Genomic DNA, 20,334 nt, shown 5'->3' with positions numbered 1-20,334 from the left:
TATATCAGAGTTGTTACTTATCCTCAAACTTTCTGAATATTCAGACGAGGATTCCCTCTATTTTTTAACATTTTTTTACTTTTTTTCCCATTTAGTCCATTTTTTTATCATACGTTTTTTGACACTTTTTGTTCTTAATAATATAGAAAAAAGTTGAGACTGAAGTCTCAACTTTTTTAACAAATCATTTACTTACTGGGAACCTTAAGAATGCTCCTCTTTCCATCTTTTTCTAATAACGACGAGACTCACAACTGCGACAATAGACAGTAGGGCACCGATAAAACTTCCTCTGGTTTTGAAGACAAACTCGACCTGATGTTTCCCTTTGGTGATTGGGAAAGATAGGAAGCTATTCCAGGCTCTTTCGGTCGTGACAGCTTGACCATCCACTTTTACCTGCCAGCCGGCACTGTATGGGATGGAGGTCATCATGACATTACTATCATCTGTAATGGTGACATCCCCCTCGATATGAGTATTGCTGAACTTGGTCACCTTCAGACCTTGTTCCTTGCGCTTCTCAAGTACTTCTTGGATCTGATCCAGCTCGGCTCGATAGACACCCGCCTGGCTCATGTCGATGGTATCTGTTCTAAAGCGGAACTCAATCACCGACTCTTGATTTTCGGTCATGTCCGTCAATTGCCAGATTTGTCTTTGAGTAAAGGTCTTGGTGTTTGGCAACCATTTGTTGTTGACCAGGACAGAGTAATCTTGCTTAGGAATCAAAGACGCTGGCACAAAGAAGTAATAGGTATTGTTGGAACGTGGAATGACCTTATAGCGGATAATACCTTCCTTAGAAGAATCTGCCCGTCGATAGATGGCCTCTCCTGTCTCCTTGTTGACCTTTTCTTCTATCAAATTCTCTGTTTCAATCCCAGTAAAGGCCAAGGGTTTGAAATACTCTACATAATCGCCCGTATTCTTTTGATGGCCTTCCATCGAGTTGAGGATAATGTTTTGGTTGGCAAAAGCATTATTGGCCCCAAACTGAATGTTCTTCACGAGGGAATTAGTCCCATAGGCCAAAGGGAAGGAATGAGGGTTTTTATAGACGACAAAGCGGTTGTCTTCGTAGACCTTCTCTGTGTAGTAACGCCCCATGTCAAAGCGGTTGGTAAAGCGATAGAAATACATCTTTTCTGGATGAGCTTCCATCTCTTTCGGATCGAACTCCTTGGCATGCATGTAATAGCGAACACCGTACAAAGCATCCGTCAAAGGCGTCCCATTGGTATACTCTGTGGCTGCATTGACCCCCAGATCCCCCATGTAGGCAAAGTGGTCCATGGTCGACCGTTCTAAGCTCGAGCTGAAGGTGCTTAAGCCCGGATAAGATACCAAGGATGGAACTGTTCGAGAATAGGCAAAGTCGGTCGCAATCCGGTAAAATTTCTCATCTGCATCTGCCTGGACTTTGTCCGTCACACGCTTGACCGATACAGCAGCATCTGCAAACTTATGGACACTGTCATAGCCTAAGGTCACCTGAGAAAGATAGGCATTGTAGCCCAGCTCAAAGAAGGTCAAGGCTGATAAGATCACGACGGACAAGCGAGACCATTTTTGGTTCAAGACCAGAAGGACAAGCAAGTACATCAAAACGGTAATCCCAACCTGGGATAACAAATAGCCTGCTTTTAAAAGGATGAGGGCAAGGACAAGGAAACCGGCCGTCCAGCCAATCCGAGTAAGCTTTTCTTTCTGGCTCTTCTTGGACTTGTCCCAATAGCTATAAAAGCCATAGGAGGCAACAACCAGAAGGGCCAACAAATGAAGGGCGGTAAAGCGGGTGATGTAACGGGATACACCAGACGGTTGAAGCTTGGCAATGAAGCTATAGTTCTGCGAATAGACATAGACAACTGCCAACGCTAACACCAGACCAATCACTAGGTTGGCGATACGTGAAAGCACAATTTTTTCTTTCATCGCTTGATAGGCTAGAATGAGCATAAAGAAAGAGAATAGCCAAGAGAAGCGGAAAAAGAAACCAGCTGGGTTTTGCCCCATATGCCAAATCTTGCTGACAAATTCATTGACAAAGGAAATAAAGAAGACAAGGGTGACCAGACCAGCAGCCCACTTCTTGACTCTGACAACTTTTTTCGACAAGAAATAGGAGACAAAGCCTAGTAGCCCCAAGGCTCCAATATAGATATTGGGAAGATTTGGCCCTGCAGACCAGCCTGAGGTGTTATCAAAGCCACCCACAACTAGCTTAGCAAACATATCCAATGGGTTAATTTGGAAGGCCAATGAGAAGGTCATCCCGCCTCCGACCTGGCCCTTACTTTCAATGAGGTTGAAGAAGACCGGCAAGAGGATGACAGAGGCTAGTGCAATCCCGATAATCGAATAGATCACTGCCTGCAAGAGGGGAAGACTGACGTTTCTAATTTTCTTCTTCCAATCTCCTTCGACCATCAGCTTTGGCGATACATAATAGCAAGCATACAAGGCGATGAAAATGGAGATCATATAGCCCATATAAAATTGGAGCAAGACCGTCAAGCCTAAGGCAAAGGCATAGCGATAAGGAGCGCCTCCATCCAGTAGTTCTTCTAGGTAGACGATGACGATGGGAAGCATGATCATGGCATCATAAAAAATGACATTCATCTGATAAGACACCAGCATCCCAGACAAGGCATAAGCCGTCGCAAAGAGGGGCACCAGCCATTTCCTAGACTCCAAGCCCTTATACCGCTTGATCAAGAGGAAGGCAAAGGCCATCCCAATAGCTCCGTAACGAAGCCAAATGGTCAAGAAGACCGCAAACCCAAAGTACTTGAGGGGTGTCAAAATATAGATGATATTAAAAGGACTCATCAAATAGTAGCCGAGTACCCCTATCATATCTCCCCCCAGAGACTTGGTAAAGGAATAGCTCAAACTAGATAAATCTCCGGAGAGCACGGCATGTTTCAACAAGCCAAAGAAGCTGATGTATTGTTGACCAAAGTCAACAGCCATCAAGCTTTTGTCTCCAAATGGAAAAGTCCCCATAAAAGCCCAAACGACCAACATGATGGCCATTGGGAGCATGGCGCTAAAAGCATACAGCAAGCTCTTGGGATTTCTCTTCCAAAGTTCTTGCCAAGGCTTGGTCCAGACAAACATTTTTCTATCTCCTATCTTCCTTATCCGATGGTATCTTCTTTAGCCTTTTCAATATTGGTGTCTTCAATAATGAAATGAGGGCGACGCTTCACTTCGTAATAAATCTTCCCGATATATTCTCCAAGAATTCCGATAAAGATTAGCTGCACCCCACTAAAGAGAATGATGGCCGCAATGGTGGTGAAATACCCACTCACATAATCCCCCGGAGCAAAGATATACTTCATCAATTCAAAAGCCAAGTAAAGAATAGCCAAGCCCAGACAGATAAAGCCAAATTGGATACAAACGCGAAGAGGGCGGTCGTTAAAGGAAATAATCCCTTGAATGGCATAGTTCATGGATTTCTTGAAGCCAAACTTACTCTTTCCAGCCTTACGAAGTTCATTTTTATAGGGGATGACTTTCTCCTTGAAGCCAATCCATTCGTACAGACCTTTATTAAATCGGTTGTATTCCGGCATGGATACAAAGGCGTTGATAGCCTTGCGACTAAGAAGTCTGAGCTCGGATTTCCCATCCGTCAAATGGACATCCATCGATCGGTTAGATAGGAAGTAAAAGAGACGAGCAAAGGTACTACCCACAAAGGATTCACCGTCACGAGTCCGCTGGCCACTGACGATATCGTAGCCTTCCTTGTAGGCCTCCAAAAAGAGCGGGATGAGATAGGGCGGATGTTGCAAATCACCATCCATGACCATGACCGCATCTCCCGTCGCATACTTAAATCCAGCCAAGATGCCGCTCTCCCGGCCGAAGTTTCGACTAAAGCGAATATATTTGACCCGATTATTGTCTCTGGCAATCCCTTCGATCAGCTCAAAGGTTCGGTCATTGCTCCCATCATCAATATAAAGGATTTCATAATCCGAAAGATCTTTCCCAAGCATGTCTTCCAGCTGGGCCGAAATAGCTGCATGCGTCTGAGCTAGTACTAATTCCTCATTGAGTAGTGTAATGAGTATTGATAATTTCATCCCTTTTCTCCATCTAGATATCTCCCAAAAAAGAGAGAGCTTTCGCTCTCTCCATCATACGGAAACTCTTTGTTTATTTATTAGAAATTTTACGTTTTAACACGATCGCACCGATGAGGACAATGACTCCTGAAATTACAAGACCAGTTGCCACGACTTCACCTGTACTTGGAAGAAGTTTCTTACGACCACCACCTGTACCGCCACCTGGTGTTGACTCAGTCGTGTCACCGGTGGTTGGCCCACCAGGAGTTGTTGTAGTGGTTGGTCCTTCAGTTGTCGTTGTGGTTGTGGTGGTTGTTGAATCCTCTGTTGTCGTTGACGTAGTTGAAGGCTCCTCCGTTGTCGTGGTTGACGTGGTCGTTGGTGCCACAGTTGTCGTCGTTGACGTAGTTGAAGGTTCCTCAGTCGTCGTGGTCGACGTTGTTGTAGGCTCCTCAGTCGTCGTTGTTGACGTGGTCGTTGGTGCCACAGTTGTCGTCGTTGTAGTGGTTGTTCGATCCCCACTACCGCTACCTGAAGCAGTTTCCAAACGTGTCAAGGCGTTGACTGAGCGAGACTTGTCAAAGTTGCTAGCTGACCATTCTAGGACGTTGGCCACTTTACTTCCTTCAGGAAGTGCTGACTTCAACTCTGTTGTGTACTCAATGTACATAGCCCAGTTCCAGTTATCCCCAAAATTAATCGTGAATCCTGTGATGCCGCCATCAGCATTTCTGGTAAACTCGGCTTTGTTCGTGAAGTTATCAATTGGTTCCAACTTAAGAAGAGCTGCCTCATTCGGAATCTTCTCTGGTTGAGTCGCATAACGAACTGCACGTAGAGAACCTTCTACTAAGACTTGTCCGCTGTCGCTGAAGTCATCCTTGATGACCATGTTGTTCAACTTGTCTTGAACCGCATTCAAGACAATGCGCCATTTAATCCGGTTAGGATTTTCTGGATCTTGGTAACCATACTTCATTTCATAGTCACCAGCTTCACCATCGTCCTTGTTGTAGTTCAATGTGAAGTTAGTGCTACCAAATGTAAAGTAGTAAGTTCCCGTCTTTGGCAGGTTTGCCGCATTTGGACGGACGTTGTACTTCAAGGTCATTACCTTATCTTTGTAATTCTCAGTGAAATAGTCTGTAAAGGTAATGGTCACCTTTTGCGTACTTGGATCTGTCACTGCATTCGCAATTACTTCACCATTTTCATGTACAATTGGAAACTCAAGCTTGGTCACCAGACCTAGTTCTTTTGGAAGATCTAGAACCAATGTGTCACCAGCATTGATCTGCTGTGAGTCAGGGAAACTAATCTCGTTTGTCGCCTCCATCGTTTGACCAGTAGTGATCTTCGTGTCGGCAGTTAACGGTTGGTTATCAACCTTAATTTCAGTTTTTATCGTATAACTGGTTACTTCAGTCGCAAAGACTGTCGTAAAAACTGTCAAGGATAAAACTAAAAGACTCATAAATGCTAAAACTCGCTTCACGCGTGCTTTTGTGGTCTGCATATTATGCTCCTTTATAAATTATTTGATTATTATTGTAACATATCTGTTTATAAATGCAAGATTTTTTAATGTTTTTTCACTAATTGTTCAGTTTTTTGTCAATCCGATTTTATAGGAGAGCCAAAGCCTCTCAAACACTGAAACAAAGGCCATCGACAGCCTTTCAATTTCAAAATAAAAATTATCTTAACGTTCATTTTTTCATTAAATTTTCACAAACTTTTCCCGGCTTTTTAGATGTCATTTTCATCACTTCGAGAATAAAAGAAAACAACCTATATAAAAAGGCAGTAGCTACTATATACTACTGCCTCTATAATTGTTCATTATGAAAAAATATCGCACAGCATATGTTTATTGCTGCTGATCAAACAGACGAGGGAACCACTTCTTTTACTTCGTCTTCTCTAAAATATAAACGTGAGAGGACGAATACTGACTCTCCCGGTATCCTAAAGCTTCGTAACTCACCAGCAATTGATTGTATTCTTCGTTTTGATCCTTTTGAGATTGAGGAATCACAATATAATCAATTGTCGGATCCGCCTTCTTATCATTGTGATAGAAAATATCAAAGAGTTTTTTATGTCCTCTAAGAGACGGCGTATAGGCTCCCTCAGCTAGGACTGAAGCATCCTCTGGCAAACTTCCTAAAGTCTTTTGGATTTCATCAAACATGTCTTTATTTTGACGGTAATAGCCGATATTAAAGGACCAATTATTAGTAAAGTGGTGTAGAAGACTACCAGAAAAAATAATTCCTACTATCACGATAGCTACCGCTATTTTTTCCTGTAGGATGTTAGTTTCCTTAAGATCCTCTAATGCTAGAAGCGTCATGATGAAAACTAAAGCACCACTTCCATAGCTATATTGGAAACCAATATCATACTGATAGGGCCAATTAGGCAGTAGGTTAATCACTATCAGTGGAATCAAGAGGAAATAAGTCGACCAACGACGTTGGAGCAAGCCTAAGAAGCACACCGGAGCAAACATTAAAAATAAATACCCTAATCTTTTGGCAGTCAGTAGCGTACTAATGACATAGCCTGGATGGAAGAATAGATTCTTAATCACCATTAACATCCCGCTTTCTCCATTAAGCAAGAATGCGTCGAATCGTGATACCATTCCCCCCTCACCATAGGCGCTCAGAAGGTACATGGCAAAAATGAAATAAGCGATTGGCAAGACAATCTCTGTAAAGAGAAGCCATCTTTTTGTCTGTTTGGATAAATCAAATCGTTTTTGGAAAAGGAAGTACAAGCCCATGCTCAGTACATAAATGAAGGCATCCTCTTTTACCAACAATAGCAAGATGGTAGCTAGTAGGATCTTCCATTTTTGTTCCGAAATAATGAAATAAAATACCCAAAAGACCAGTGGGACTAAAAAGCAATTTTCATGCAGATGGAATCCCCCTGCCGTTGTCATCACCGGCAACAACACAAACCATAGGAGGGTCAAGGTATTTGTAAGAGCAGAAAACTTCAATTTGCGAAGGATCAATCTCAAAGGGATAATCCCTGAAAAGACTACGATCAGTTGTAAAATTTCTAAAGTCTCCACATATGGGAAAAGCTTATAGAATGGCAACATTAGATAAAAAATCGGTGAAATATGGACGGCAAAATGAGAGAGTACTCTATCTCTTTCTAAGGTCGTTATCGGAGTCAAATCGTGATTCATCCGTTCAAACATTTGAGAAAAGATCCCAATATCAAACGATGACAACTCATTTGTCTTCACTTTGTAAACCACTACAACAGAAAGATAAAGGACGTAGATCAGAACAAGCGAAAACACGATTGTTTGAACGATTTTTTTATGTCCCTCCAAGTAGTTATATATCGGAAATTTGAAATAAAGAATAATAAACGCAACTGAGATAATGGAGGCAATAGCAACCGGCCAGATGATTGAAAGAAATCGGGTGCTGGAAAGATCAATAGCATGAAAGCCAAGTGCTTGATCTTGAAAATTCGAGCTTCCTAAGGTTAGTAAACGCGGTGTGGCTAGCAAGATGACCGATACATACAAATAGGATGACTTTTCTTTGTTAAACATCCCCCCTATAAACAAAATTAGAGCCAAAAGAATCAAGCCCAGCGATAAAAAGAAGGACATACTCTTATAAATAGCTACGAGGAGAGTCACACAAGAAAGAATGATGGTGATACTACGTATATCTGACTTCATCAACTTGTCATGTAAACAAATTAAGGCACCTCCCACAATAAAAAAGATTCCCATTTTTAATACGGACAAGGGGGCGAGTGTCAAAAACAGATCCTGTGAGGCCACACTCAACAAGTCTACCAATAACATTGTCAAATAGGCACTGATACCGCACATGATAGCATATTCCGTTTTCGCAAACAAATCGCTAAAAACTTTTTTCATCATAAAATCCCTCCAACTGATATTTTATCATAATTTTATACTTCAAACCTAGTTTGGACTAATATTTTTGTAACCTCTCTAACCATTTGATGCCTTATGTTTTCAACCCCTATCAATTTTCAGTTTCGTCTTTGCAAACAAAAACCGTTAGCCGAAAAGCTAACGATTTACGTTAATCTATCACCTCAGTGATCAATCCTGTATCGACATCATAGACAGCTCCTGAGATAATGACATCATCTGGAATCAGCGGCGATGCTTTTAAGAGAGCGACATCCTCCCGGACGCTCTCGTAGATATCCTGAAAGGGTAGGAAGTCTTGGTCTCCAACATCAACTCCCAGTTCCTTCTTCAGATGCTGACGGAAGCCTTCATTCTCAAAGGTTTGCGCTCCACAGTCTGTGTGGTGCAAGACGACGATTTCTCGAGTCCCCATCTGTTGCTGTGAGATGACCAAGGAACGAATCATGTCCTCTGTCACGCGCCCTCCTGCATTCCGCAAAATATGGGCATCCCCCAGAGCAAGCCCCAGTGCTGGTGCCACGTGAAGACGAGAGTCCATACAGGTCACAATGGCCACTTGCGTTTTCGGTTTGATCGGAAGATGGAGGTCGCCGTGCAATTCAACATAGGCTTGATTGGCTTTTAAAAAATTCTCAAAGTAGGACATTCGGAACTTCCTTTCTGGTTGGTAAAATAGTTTGAACACCAAATTATTTACACTCTATCTTACCATCTTTTTCCCAGATTGTCAGTTGTCAGCCTACATGAAAAAGGAGAGCAAAAGCAAACCGACTTCTACACTCCTTTCTTATCTTATGATCGTCTTGGTAAATAACGATTCAGCAAGCCAGCAAAGGTCTGAAGGTTGAGACTTTGAACATAGACCTCACCAGTCCCTCTGAAGGTATTGACAACACCCTCACCTGTTCCGATGGATTGCCAGAAACCATTTTCCAAATGGATATTATAATCCAAAGACTGGCTCCAAGCAACGACATGGGCATTATCGATGGTGATTTCTTGATTGTTTAGCTCGATTTTTTTAATTGAGCCGTAGGCATTCACCAAGAGGGTCCCTTGACCTTGGGTCGTCATGACGAAGAATCCACCCTGACCACCAAAGAGAGCCTTACCAATCGATTGGGTTTCCATTGTATAGAAAGCTGAACCATCCAGTGCAAGGAAGGCACCATCGTTCAATCGATACTGCTTTTCGCCCAAGTAGAGTGGCACCACCTGACCTGGTGAGTCGGGTGCCAATGCTAGGTAAGCATTATTAGACTGGGCAAATACCTGAGTGATAAAGGTACTTTCACCCGAAACCATTGACCGTCCAACTGCTTTCACAAAGCGTCCCACACCAGAGCCACTCGCATTTAATTTGGTGTTGAGGGTCACATTAGGCGTATGGTAGACCATACTCCCCCGTTGAATATAGACAGTTTCACCTTGATTGAGAGACAGCTCGACCAAAGGGAACTGCACATTGTTATCTGTAAAAAATTGCAAAATAAGTACCCCCCTATGTTTAGTAAGTATAGAAAAAGTATAGCACAGGAAAAACCTTTTTGCAAACGATTCCAAGATCTGGTTAAGAAAAGACTTTTTTCAGAACTTCCCCTACCGTGGAGACTGCTATCACTTGAATGCCATCTGGGATCGCGATCCCTTGGAGAGAATTTTTAGGTGCATAAATCTTAGTGAAGCCTAGTTTAGCTGCTTCATTGATCCGTTGCTCGATCCGAGTCACTCGGCGAATCTCACCGGTCAAGCCAATCTCACCGATAAAGGCCTCTTGCGGATTGGTTGGAAGCTCCTTGTAGCTAGAAGCAATGGCCACCGCTACGGCTAGGTCAATGGCTGGTTCGTCGAGTTTGACACCACCGGCCGACTTGAGATAGGCATCCTGATTTTGAAGAAGGAGCCCGCAACGTTTCTCTAACACAGCCATAATGAGGCTGACCCGATTAAAGTCAAGACCCGTTGTCGTCCGCTTTGCATTTCCAAATACAGTCGGTGTCACCAAGGCTTGAACTTCCGCCAGGATTGGTCTGCTGCCTTCCATGGTGACGACAATGGCAGAGCCAGTCGCCCCATCCAAGCGTTCTTCTAGAAAGACCTGGCTGGGATTAAGGACCTCAACCAGACCGCCTGACTGCATCTCGAAAATCCCAATCTCATTGGTCGAGCCAAAGCGGTTCTTGACCGCTCTCAGGATCCGGAAGGTATGGTGGCGCTCGCCCTCAAAGTAGAGCACCGTATCCACCATGTGTTCCAGCATCCGCGGACCTGCCAAGGTTCCTTCCTTGGTCACATGCCCTACGATAAAGATAGCGATGTTATTGGTCTTGGCCAGCTGCATGAGCTCAGCTGTCACCTCACGCACCTGAGAAACAGACCCCTGCACCCCTGAAATCTCAGGAGACATAATGGTCTGAATCGAGTCGATGATGAGGAAGTTAGGCTGGATGCGCTCCACTTCTGCCCGCACGCTCTGCATATTGGTCTCGGCATAGAGATAAAACTCACTGTCGATATCCCCCAAGCGCTCTGCACGAAGTTTGATCTGCTGGGCTGATTCCTCTCCACTAACATAGAGAACCGTTCCCACTTGAGACAACTGGGTCGACACTTGAAGGAGAAGGGTTGATTTCCCGATCCCTGGATCCCCACCGATGAGAACGAGACTTCCTGGTACCACACCTCCACCAAGGACGCGGTTGAATTCCTCCATCTCCGTCTTGGTCCGGTGAACATTGATAGAGGTCACGTCCGCCAATTTCATGGGTTTGGTCTTTTCACCCGTCAAGGATACCCGTGCATTCTTGACCTCTGCAACCTCAACCTCCTCAACAAAAGAAGACCAAGAACCACAGTTAGGACAGCGCCCTAGGTATTTGGGTGAATTGTAGGCACAATTTTGACAAATAAATGTCGTTTTTTTCTTAGCGATAAGATACCTCTTTCTAAATCTCTATCTCACACTCAATAACTTGGCAAAAATCAATGGTTTCATTTGGCACAAACTGGCGCATGAGCATTCCGTGAGTTACAATGATAATAGTTTTATAATTTCTATATTTTTCCAAAGCTGTTAAAAAACGATGACGCATCTCTAGATCAGTTTCATAGCGATAAGGAGAATCTTCAGATAAAGCTCCTTGATGTTTTAGATAATATTCATGAGCTACCAATACACTAGTTAAATCAGAGTTAGTGCCATCTATGTCTGGACGCCACTCATGAAAAAACGGCTCCACAAATAAGCCCAATCCTGTTTCAACTGCTATATAATGTGCTGTTTCTAAAGCCCTCGTCACAGACGATGAAATAATAATCTCTGCCTTTCCAAAACATGCAGTTTTAGCAACTTCTTTTGCCAGACTGCGACCTTTTCCTGTCAATGGTGCTAAATCACGACCAAAACCACTATAGAGTTGCGGATTTTCAAGTTTATCAAGCATACTATAATCTGGCTCCCCATGACGGACAAAAATAATTTTCATATTAAGATCCCCATAAAACTATCCAATCTTGATTCCGCAATCTTGCCACTGCTTCAGTGTTTTAGAGAATTTCTTCTGGTTGGCAACTCCGACAGCAGACAAATCGACAGAAACCTGATAATTCTCCTTGACAGCTGCCAAAACGGAAGCCTTGACACAGCCATTGCCATCTACCCCTATAAATTCTATGCTTTTAGCACCATTTCCCTCTAAAAAATCTTTTAAATCTGGATTAGTAAAGCAAGAAGCCCGACGCTTCTCAAAGATACGAGAAGATACAAGCAGCAAGCCGGTCGCAAATTTCTTCTTTCTGTCTTTTCTCTCCCAGAAAAAACGATTGAGAATATAGATAACTCGGTCGCTGGGATAGGTAGCAATTTTGTCATTTACAGCTGCAGTCAGTTCTTCATGATATGCTTTTCCTACAGCAACATAATCTGACTGCATGTCTACAACTAATAAATAGTCTGCCATTTTATTCCTCTATTTCCCAGTTGATCCAAAACCACCAGTTCGAACACCGTCAGCTTCATCTCCATCTGCGATTAAAAATGGTGCAAAGACAGCCTGAACCACACGTTCCCCTACAACTTTCTTATAGCCTTGACAATTCTCCGGAGTAAATGATTGAAAATCTTTATAACTCATTACTTTCTACTTCTTTCTATAAATCAAGCTCACACTCAATCACTTGGCAAAAATCAATCTTCTCATTTGCTACAAACTGCCGTATCAGCATTCGATGGGCTACAACTACCACAGTTTGATGTTCCCGATACTTAGCCATGCAATCTAGAAAACGAGACTTCATCTCTACAGCTGTCTCATATTGAACAGGAGAATTTGGGAGCAACTCCCCATTATTTTCTAAAAATAGTCTTCTAGCTTCTTCAAATCTATCTATGCCACTTTCATAGACCTGCCATTCATGCAATAATGGCTCCACTCTCAAAGGAAGCCCAGTAGCACAAGATACATAAGAAGCCGTTTCTAATGCTCGCGTCACTGCAGAAGACACCAGTATATCAGCTGAGCCAAACAAAGGATTTTTGCAAAGTTCCTGAGCTTGTTGTCTTCCTTTCACCGATAAAGGAGCCAAGTCTATCCCAAATCCCGTATAAGAACGCTTCTCTAACTCACGGTAATCTGGCTCTCCATGACGTACAAAGATAATCTTCATCTTAGTGCCCTGTCGATCCAAATCCGCCAGTACGAACTCCGTCTGCCTCATCTCCATCTGCGATTAAAAACGGTGCAAAAACAGCCTGAACCACACGTTCGCCGACTTCAAGAACCACTTCCTGGTCGGTAATGTTTTTCATCTGAGCAAAGATATGGCCTTCATTTCCAGGGTTTCCATAGTAGTCACCATCAATGACACCAACAGAGTTAATCAAGACTAGACCTTTTTTGCGAGGATTAGAGGAACGGTCATAGAGGTAGAGAACCTCTGTCGGTTGCATATAAGCCTTGACTCCTGTTGGCACGAGGACAATCTCTCCTGGCGCAATCACCGTGCGTTCTGCAACCTTCAAGTCGTAGCCAGCCGCATGGGCTGTCTCCCGTTTTGGAAGCAAGTCTTGATTGGTATAGGTTGATACAAGTTCAAATCCACGAATTTTTGTCATCATAATTCCTCTTTCATTCTAAATAGTTTCTATCTCTTCTATTATACCATCACTTTGGCCTAGCGTCTCCCCTATACTACTATTCGTATTTTTTCTGACAAACACACAAAGCCCCCTCAAAGGAGGAGACTTTTGCAGGAGATTATATGAAAAAAGTAAACTGTATCAAACAAAGTTAGGAGGTCTTTGTTGATGAGACTAGTTTACCTCTTTCTCCTTAAAAAATCCTAAAGAGTTTACAATTCTTGTAAAAGATAGCGAAAAAGTTCGAGATTGCCTTTTTCTTCTTTGACCAGAAACTCTGGATGCCATTGCAAGCCGATGATGCGATGACCATCCACCGCTTCGATGGCTTCAATGGTCTGATCGCGAGGGTCAATGGCTGTCACTCGAAAGTTGGGCGCCAAGTCCTTAATACTTTGGCGATGAACAGAATTGATCTGGCTGGCTTGTCCAAAGAGACGCTCCACCACACTACCTTTTTTGGTCTCAATCGAATGAGAAGTGCCAAAAGGAAGCCCTTGCCAGTGCCCTTCCACTTCTTGATGGAGAGTCCCACCGAAGGCAACATTGACGAGCTGAACTCCTCGGCAGATAGCTAGGACAGGCTTGTTTTGACGAACTGCTTCTTTTAACAAGGCCAATTCAAATTGATCGCGCTCGAGATTGTAGTCATCACTCTCGATAGCGATCTCTTCTCCATAAAAGCTAGGATGGACATTTTGCCCCCCGCTGAGGATAAGCTTGTCCACTGTCTCGATATAATCTTTGGCAAAAGACGGATCTCCCACTGGGATAACCATAGGAAGGCCACCTACTTGCTTAATGGTTTCCGCAAACTTACAAGATACAGACGAATGGATATTTTTCCCATCTGGATCCACTGCACATAGATTGGCAGATACTCCAACAATCGTTCTACACATGACCTTCCCTCCTTTGATATTTCTATTCCCTATTTTATCATCCCACTTCAAGAGCGTCTAATATGTATTTTTTAAGGGCTTGATAAATATTTTTTATCACCTATAGACAAAAAACAGGCTTGTCTAGCGAGGCTAGAACAAAACCTGTTTTAATGATTAATTTTCACGCTTTTTGTAAACCAAGGCGCTTCCAGCTACTGCCAAAGCAAGTCCTGCAGCTACTAGTCCTTCACTCATTGATTGACCAGTAGAAGGAAGAGATTTCTTACCTTCTCCCTTAGGAGGGTTGTTTGGAGTTTTCTCATTGACAACATTTCCTTTGTCTAGAACCAAATCCTTCGCTGCTTCAAAATCTGTTGCTGAGATCTTGATTGGAGCATCTAACAGTTGGTAACCTTTCGGTGCTGTCAATTCTTTCACTACATAGTCCTTAGCTTCAAAGCCTACAAAGCTTACAAGACCATTAGCATCTGAAGTTGCTGTCGCTTGACCTTCGCCGTAAGGGTTGGCAACTGGAGTTGTACCATCCTTTTCGAATAGGCCGAAGACCGCACCTTCCAAAGTTTTGCCTTCACCATCAACCTTGTGAAGTTGGATAGTGTAAAGTTTAGCTTCTGGCATGTCATTAACTGGTGGTGTTGGTGGGATAGCAGTAAATGGTTTATTCACCACACTACCCTTATCAACTACCAAGTCTGCAGCAGCATTCAATTCTGACGCAGAAACTGTGATTGAAATCGTTGACAATTGGTAACCTTCTGGTGCTGTCAATTCTTTCACCACATAGTCCTTCGCTGCAAAGCCTACAAAGCTGACAAGACCGTTGGCATCTGAGGTTGCTGTCGCTTGACCCTCACCATATGGGTTGGCAACTGGAGTTGTACCATCTGCTTCAAAGAGGCTGAAGACAGCTCCTGCTAGAGCTTTGTTTTCTGCATTGACCTTATGAAGTTGGATGGTGTAGAGTTTCACTTCTGGCTTCTCAACAACTGGTGGTGTTGGTGGGATGGCAGTGAATGGTTTATTGACTACTTTACCTCGATCAAACACTTGATCAGTTGAAGCAATCAATTGACTAGATGAAACAGTAGTTGCTTCTTCAGAAAGTTGGTAGCCTTCTGGAGCAGTGATTTCTTTCACTACATAATCTTTGGCTACAAGTCCTGTAAAGGTAACGAGACCATTAGCATCTGAGGTCGCTGTCGCTTGACCTTCGCCATATGGGTTGGCAACTGGAGTTGTACCATCCTTTTCGAATAGTCCGAAGACAGCTCCTGCCAAGACTTGACCTTCATTGTTGACTTTATGTAATTGAATACTGTAAACAGTCACTTCTGGTTTTTCAACAACTGGTGGTGTTGGTGGGATTTCGGCAAATGGTTTGTTCACCACATTTCCTTTATCCACTACCAATTCTGTCGCAGCTGTCAATTCAGCTTCAGAAACAGCGATTGAAGCAGTAGAAAGTTGGTAACCTTCTGGTGCTGTCAATTCTTTCACTACATAATTCTTCGCTGCAAAACCTACAAAGTTGACAAGACCGTTGGCATCTGAGGTTGCTGTCGCTTGGCCTTCACCGTAAGGGTTGGCAACTGCTGTCACACCATCTGCTTCAAAGAGGCCGAAGACAGCTCCTGCTAGAGCTTGACCTTCACCATTGACCTTGTGAAGTTGGATGGTATAAAGCTTAGCTTCTGGTTTGTCAACAGTCGGTGGTGTTGGTGGGATTTCACTTGTCACAAAAGTATTGATAAATGATTTCTTTTCACCATATGCCACTGTAGCATTGATGGTATTGCTTGCTTCATCTTTCGTAACCGTTACTGTCACTTCGATGCTGGCATGGTCGTAAGTCATTCCTTTTTCTTGAGATGTAGGGATCACTTCCTTAATCGTGTAGTGGAACGTTTTTCCTGCATCTTCTTGTGAATAAGAAATTTCATCAAAGGCTACGGAACCATCTGCAGCATTTTGTTTTGTTTGAAGGACTTTTCCAGCTTCATCCAACAAAGTAAAGCTGAATTCGCCATCCTTCAAGGCACGGCCTTCCAAAATCTTGCTGGCTGAAATCTGAGCTTTTGCTGGACTTGGAGCTGAGTAAGTATTTGCAAAGACCTTGCTTTCTGGATAGACAACTGTTGCTTTTAGGTTATCTCCATCTTTTGTTACCTTAACGGTTACTTGTTTTTCGGTTGTATCGTATGTGATACCTGGGGTAGTCCCCTTGACTTCCTTCACAGTGTATGTATGTTCACCTTCTGCTGTGTAAGAAATGGATTCAAAGGTTACTTTGCCAGATTTGTTGGTGACAGTTTGAAGTTTGTTAGTACCTTCGTACAATTCAAAGCTAAACTCACCGTCTACCAAGTCACGACCTGTCAACTCTTTTGTCAACTCAATTGTTGCTGTCGTTGCGTTTGGTGTGAAGGCATTGGTAAATGTTTTGCTTTCTGGATAGATGACTTCTGCCTTCAAGGCATCTCCATCACGAGTGACTTTAACAGTCACTTGTTTTTCAGAAGCATCGTAAGTAATCGTAGCATTGTTACCTTTTACTTCCTTCACAGTATAAGTATGTTCACCTTCTGCTGTGTAAGAAATGGATTCAAAGCTTACTTTACCAGCTTTGTTGGTAACAGTTTGAAGCTTGTTAGTACCCTCGTACAATTCAAAGCTAAACTCGCCGTCTACCAAGTCACGACCTGTAAGGGCCTTATCTAATTCAATCACCGCACTGGTTGGTGTCGGTTCTTTAACAATTTTCTTGTTTGTAACTTTTTTAAGAGCTGTTTTCGTTGTTCCAAAATCTTCTGCTTTGACTTCAATTGGAGTTGCATCCAATTCATATCCTTCTGGAGCTTTTGTTTCAACCAATTGGTAAGCTGTATTCAACAAGCCACCAATGCTTGCTTCTCCGTTTGCGTTGGTCGTCAACTTACCGACAACGGCACCTGTTGCAACACGGATAACGTTAAATTCAGCACCTGCTAGAGCAGTGTTTTCATCCTGACTATCAACTTTTTTGAGGTTGATGGAGAAGGTATAACCTTGTGCTTCCCCACCAGCAGTTTGATAAACGAATGGGTTGCTCTTAGTTTCAACAACTTTTTGAGCATTTAAGGTTACATTGTTGAGGAACTTCTCACCATTTGCAGGGGTATAAGGAATCTTCACCTTATAGACAATCGAGTAACCTTCGCCTTGGGCTACATTTCCCAAGCTGACTTTGAAACTCTTCTTATCTGCTCCAAACTCAACTGGCAAAGAGGCAACCTGCCCATTTTTCAAATCTAATTTATGCGAACTGTTAACGACCCAATTCCCTTTTTTAATCACAAAGGAATCTTCTACATAGCTCATTCCTTCTGTTTGCAATTGGTCAGATACAACTGCTTCTGTTAAAGCCGCATTCGCTGCATTGACACGCACTTCATATTGACGTGTGATGCTACCATCTGCTAAGGTTTCTGTTCCCCAGCTAACCTTGTCCAAGGTCTTTTCAGCATTCCCTGGGTCAACTACAAAGTCAACTTTTCCTACAGGGACAGGATTGTTATCCACATTCAAGGTGATTGGCACCTTGCTTGGAGATTCGGTTGCAGGCTCAACCCGAACTGCAAAGAACATGCTTCCTGAAATATTTGATTTCGTTTCCACATAATTTTCATAAGTCAGGGTGATGGTTTTGTTGGCAGCATTAATGACTGCTTTCGCAACCACTGACTGACCATCTGGACTCATGACATCAAATGTCTGATCTGAGATGAATTTTAAATTCTGAGGGAGGGTAATGACCGCTTGATCCCCAGATTTGACCTCCTGCGGAACATTGAAAGTTAGATCAACTTTAATGTCCGTGTACTGGTCCACGGGTGACTTAGCAGGTGTGATCGTTTTACTTGTAATTTGGATCTTTCCTGTTGCGCCATCAGCATGGGCCGACCGAATTTTGGACAAACCAAAGACACTAGCTAAAACTAATACTAAGGTCAGTATTATTTTTAAGCTCTTTTTCATCATAAACTCCTTTTTCTTTTTTGTTTCTCCTATATATCACTAGCTAGAGTAATATACGAAAGGAATTTTACCATATTCAACATATAAATGCAAGAATAATTTACTAAAATTCCCAACATTTTTTCAGTTATCATATTATTTGCTTTTCCTATGAAATTCAGCTAGATTCCAAAGCTTTTTTCTCTATAGTATGGTAAAATAGAAATGAAATCTTCACGAAGGAGAATACTATGGATAAACAAACCGTTGCGGTCATCGGTCCTGGTTCTTGGGGAACTGCCCTTTCTCAAGTCCTCCACGACAATGACCATGAAGTACGGATCTGGGGAAACGTCCCAGAACAAATCGACGAAATCAATCAAGAACATACCAACAAACGCTACTTTAAGGATGTCGTTCTGGATCCAGGGATTAAGGCTTACCACAACTTGGATGAAGCCCTTTCTGGAGCAGATGCGGTCCTCTTTGTCGTCCCAACCAAGGTGACACGACTCGTTGCCAAGCAAGTAGCTGAACTCTTGGACCATCCTGTCAAGGTCATGCATGCGTCCAAAGGATTAGAACCAAACAGTCACAAACGGATTTCTCAAATCTTAGAAGAGGAAATCCCTGCTTCTCTACGTAGCGAGATTGTGGTCGTGTCTGGTCCAAGTCACGCTGAAGAAACCATTGTTCGCGATATCACTCTAATCACAGCAGCTTCTAAGGATTTAGAAACAGCTCGCTACGTTCAAGAGCTCTTCAGCAACCACTACTTCCGCCTCTATACCAACACAGATGTGATCGGAGTAGAGACAGCCGGTGCCCTTAAAAACATCATTGCCGTCGGAGCTGGGGCCCTCCACGGGCTTGGATTCGGAGACAATGCCAAGGCTGCCATCATCACGCGCGGCCTAGCTGAAATTACCCGTCTAGGAGTGAAACTTGGGGCTAGCCCATTGACCTATAGTGGACTATCGGGAGTTGGAGACCTGATCGTGACAGGGACTTCAATTCACTCTCGGAACTGGCGAGCTGGGGATGCCCTCGGTCGTGGTGAAAAATTAGAAGATATCGAAGCCAACATGGGCATGATCATCGAAGGGATTTCCACCACTAAGGCCGCCTACGAACTGGCCCAAGAGCTTGACGTCTATATGCCGATCACACAAGCCATCTACCAAGTGATTTATGAAGGGCAAGACATTCGTGAAGCCATTAACTTCATGATGAACAATGAATTTAAAGAAGAAAATGAGTGGAACTAAGGGATTGTTCCTTACCAATCAGATTAACAACCAATTATTCTTTAGTTAGAAAGGAATTATTATGACAAAAGTTAGAAAAGCAGTCATTCCTGCGGCTGGACTTGGAACGCGTTTCCTACCTGCAACCAAAGCCCTGGCCAAAGAAATGTTGCCAATCGTGGATAAGCCAACCATCCAATTCATCGTTGAAGAAGCCCTTAAGGCTGGCATCGAAGATATTCTCGTTGTCACTGGTAAGTCAAAACGTTCGATCGAAGACCACTTCGACTCAAACTTCGAACTTGAGTATAACCTCAAGGAAAAAGGAAAAAATGATCTGTTGAAACTGGTTGATGAAACTACCAGGATGCGCCTCCACTTCATTCGTCAAAAACATCCGCGTGGCCTTGGAGATGCTGTCCTTCAGGCCAAGGCCTTCGTTGGGAATGAACCTTTCGTCGTAATGCTGGGCGATGACCTCATGGATATCACAGATGATACAGCTACTACTCTCACCAAGCAATTGATGAATGACTATGACGAAACACATGCTTCAACCATTGCCGTCATGAAAGTTCCCCATGAAGAGGTTTCTGCCTATGGAGTCATTGCTCCTCAAGGGGAAGGCATCAACGGACTGTATAGCGTTGAAACCTTTGTCGAAAAACCGGCACCTGAAGAAGCACCAAGTGACCTTGCCATTATCGGTCGTTACTTGCTGACTCCAGAGATCTTCCAAATCTTGGAAAACCAAAAACCAGGCGCTGGAAATGAAATCCAATTGACCGATGCCATTGATACCTTAAACAAGACCCAACGAGTATTTGCCCGCGAATTTAAGGGCAGACGCTACGATGTAGGGGACAAGTTTGGTTTCATGAAAACATCTATTGATTATGCCTTGAAACACCCACAGGTTAAAGATGATCTCAAACAATACATCATCAACCTTGGAAAACAATTAGAAGAAACCGGGAAAGTGACTGAGGAGTAAAAAATACTCGACCTGACT

General features: G+C 43.1%; 15 protein-coding genes and 1 pseudogene. 2 read left to right on the top strand and 14 right to left on the bottom strand.

Annotated features, from left to right (window positions below; translation table 11 throughout):
• Window positions 1-204: 204 nt before the first annotated feature.
• The 14 genes and pseudogenes from pgfM1 to AC3E8G_RS00235 all read right to left on the bottom strand — a co-directional run bounded on the left by pgfM1 (window position 205) and on the right by AC3E8G_RS00235 (window position 18,096).
• Window positions 205-3,129 carry a glycosyltransferase PgfM1 gene (pgfM1, locus tag AC3E8G_RS00300; protein ID WP_490676740.1) on the bottom strand — a complete coding sequence of 975 codons (2,925 nt, stop codon included), beginning with the start codon at window positions 3,127-3,129 and terminating at the stop codon, window positions 205-207.
• Between the two features lie 20 nt (window positions 3,130-3,149).
• Entirely contained in the window at window positions 3,150-4,109 is a 960-nt protein-coding gene (gene pgfS, locus AC3E8G_RS00295; RefSeq protein ID WP_490676739.1) for a glycosyltransferase PgfS, read from the bottom strand.
• Between the two features lie 73 nt (window positions 4,110-4,182).
• Window positions 4,183-5,610 carry an Ig-like domain-containing protein gene (locus AC3E8G_RS00290; RefSeq protein WP_490676738.1) on the bottom strand — a complete coding sequence of 476 codons (1,428 nt, stop codon included), beginning with the start codon at window positions 5,608-5,610 and terminating at the stop codon, window positions 4,183-4,185.
• Between the two features lie 393 nt (window positions 5,611-6,003).
• Window positions 6,004-8,019, bottom strand: a complete 2,016-nt coding sequence (locus tag AC3E8G_RS00285) for a DUF2079 domain-containing protein (protein ID WP_229039008.1) — start codon at window positions 8,017-8,019, stop codon at window positions 6,004-6,006.
• A gap of 169 nt (window positions 8,020-8,188) precedes the next feature.
• Window positions 8,189-8,686: a beta-class carbonic anhydrase gene (locus AC3E8G_RS00280; protein ID WP_023027328.1), complete on the bottom strand. Its 498-nt coding sequence runs from the start codon at window positions 8,684-8,686 to the stop codon at window positions 8,189-8,191.
• Window positions 8,687-8,832: 146 nt separating this feature from the next.
• The gene (locus AC3E8G_RS00275; protein WP_023027329.1) at window positions 8,833-9,528 is read right to left on the bottom strand and encodes a TIGR00266 family protein; all 696 of its coding nucleotides are present in this window, start codon (window positions 9,526-9,528) and stop codon (window positions 8,833-8,835) included.
• A gap of 82 nt (window positions 9,529-9,610) precedes the next feature.
• Window positions 9,611-10,972 (bottom strand): DNA repair protein RadA, encoded by a 1,362-nt coding sequence (radA, locus tag AC3E8G_RS00270; protein WP_414257143.1) that lies wholly within the window; start codon window positions 10,970-10,972, stop codon window positions 9,611-9,613.
• A gap of 13 nt (window positions 10,973-10,985) precedes the next feature.
• The gene (locus tag AC3E8G_RS00265; RefSeq protein ID WP_120701522.1) at window positions 10,986-11,525 is read right to left on the bottom strand and encodes a histidine phosphatase family protein; all 540 of its coding nucleotides are present in this window, start codon (window positions 11,523-11,525) and stop codon (window positions 10,986-10,988) included.
• Between the two features lie 18 nt (window positions 11,526-11,543).
• Entirely contained in the window at window positions 11,544-11,999 is a 456-nt protein-coding gene (locus tag AC3E8G_RS00260; RefSeq protein ID WP_120701521.1) for an isochorismatase family protein, read from the bottom strand.
• Window positions 12,000-12,008: 9 nt separating this feature from the next.
• Window positions 12,009-12,113 (bottom strand): annotated as a pseudogene (locus tag AC3E8G_RS00255) (dUTP diphosphatase); the annotation flags it as partial.
• A 76-nt stretch (window positions 12,114-12,189) separates the two neighbouring features.
• On the bottom strand, window positions 12,190-12,756 hold the full coding sequence (locus AC3E8G_RS00250; RefSeq protein ID WP_306474995.1) for a histidine phosphatase family protein: 567 nt from the start codon (window positions 12,754-12,756) through the stop codon (window positions 12,190-12,192).
• Window positions 12,707-13,153, bottom strand: a complete 447-nt coding sequence (locus tag AC3E8G_RS00245; protein WP_042361437.1) for a dUTP diphosphatase — start codon at window positions 13,151-13,153, stop codon at window positions 12,707-12,709. Before AC3E8G_RS00245 ends, AC3E8G_RS00250 begins: the two co-directional genes overlap by 50 nt.
• Window positions 13,154-13,389: 236 nt before the next feature.
• Window positions 13,390-14,079, bottom strand: coding sequence for a gamma-glutamyl-gamma-aminobutyrate hydrolase family protein (locus AC3E8G_RS00240; protein WP_048716619.1), 690 nt, complete (start codon window positions 14,077-14,079; stop codon window positions 13,390-13,392).
• A 156-nt stretch (window positions 14,080-14,235) separates the two neighbouring features.
• Window positions 14,236-18,096 (bottom strand): SpaA isopeptide-forming pilin-related protein, encoded by a 3,861-nt coding sequence (locus AC3E8G_RS00235; protein WP_490676737.1) that lies wholly within the window; start codon window positions 18,094-18,096, stop codon window positions 14,236-14,238.
• A 230-nt stretch (window positions 18,097-18,326) separates the two neighbouring features.
• Here AC3E8G_RS00235 and AC3E8G_RS00230 point away from each other — a divergent pair, with 230 nt between their 5' ends.
• Both AC3E8G_RS00230 and galU read left to right on the top strand, forming a co-directional pair.
• Window positions 18,327-19,343: an NAD(P)H-dependent glycerol-3-phosphate dehydrogenase gene (locus AC3E8G_RS00230; protein ID WP_414286312.1), complete on the top strand. Its 1,017-nt coding sequence runs from the start codon at window positions 18,327-18,329 to the stop codon at window positions 19,341-19,343.
• Window positions 19,344-19,404: 61 nt separating this feature from the next.
• Window positions 19,405-20,316, top strand: coding sequence for a UTP--glucose-1-phosphate uridylyltransferase GalU (gene galU, locus AC3E8G_RS00225; RefSeq protein ID WP_490676736.1), 912 nt, complete (start codon window positions 19,405-19,407; stop codon window positions 20,314-20,316).
• Window positions 20,317-20,334: the final 18 nt, after the last annotated feature.

It is taken from the genome of Streptococcus sp. SCPM-O-B-15294 (M123), from assembly GCF_058200455.1.
Note: the sequence above shows the minus strand (reverse complement) of the source record. Positions and strands in the feature narration are given on the sequence as shown.

Coding starts and splice junctions, on each gene's coding strand:
- AC3E8G_RS00290 (WP_490676738.1), bottom strand. CDS start 5,610: ATGCAGACCACAAAAGCACGCGTGAAGCGAGTTTTAGCATTTATGAGT.
- AC3E8G_RS00230 (WP_414286312.1), top strand. CDS start 18,327: ATGGATAAACAAACCGTTGCGGTCATCGGTCCTGGTTCTTGGGGAACT.
- AC3E8G_RS00285 (WP_229039008.1), bottom strand. CDS start 8,019: ATGATGAAAAAAGTTTTTAGCGATTTGTTTGCGAAAACGGAATATGCT.
- galU (WP_490676736.1), top strand. CDS start 19,405: ATGACAAAAGTTAGAAAAGCAGTCATTCCTGCGGCTGGACTTGGAACG.
- AC3E8G_RS00240 (WP_048716619.1), bottom strand. CDS start 14,079: ATGTGTAGAACGATTGTTGGAGTATCTGCCAATCTATGTGCAGTGGAT.
- AC3E8G_RS00265 (WP_120701522.1), bottom strand. CDS start 11,525: ATGAAAATTATTTTTGTCCGTCATGGGGAGCCAGATTATAGTATGCTT.
- AC3E8G_RS00250 (WP_306474995.1), bottom strand. CDS start 12,756: ATGAGGCAGACGGAGTTCGTACTGGCGGATTTGGATCGACAGGGCACT.
- pgfS (WP_490676739.1), bottom strand. CDS start 4,109: ATGAAATTATCAATACTCATTACACTACTCAATGAGGAATTAGTACTA.
- pgfM1 (WP_490676740.1), bottom strand. CDS start 3,129: ATGTTTGTCTGGACCAAGCCTTGGCAAGAACTTTGGAAGAGAAATCCC.
- AC3E8G_RS00260 (WP_120701521.1), bottom strand. CDS start 11,999: ATGGCAGACTATTTATTAGTTGTAGACATGCAGTCAGATTATGTTGCT.
- AC3E8G_RS00245 (WP_042361437.1), bottom strand. CDS start 13,153: ATGACAAAAATTCGTGGATTTGAACTTGTATCAACCTATACCAATCAA.
- AC3E8G_RS00280 (WP_023027328.1), bottom strand. CDS start 8,686: ATGTCCTACTTTGAGAATTTTTTAAAAGCCAATCAAGCCTATGTTGAA.
- AC3E8G_RS00235 (WP_490676737.1), bottom strand. CDS start 18,096: ATGAAAAAGAGCTTAAAAATAATACTGACCTTAGTATTAGTTTTAGCT.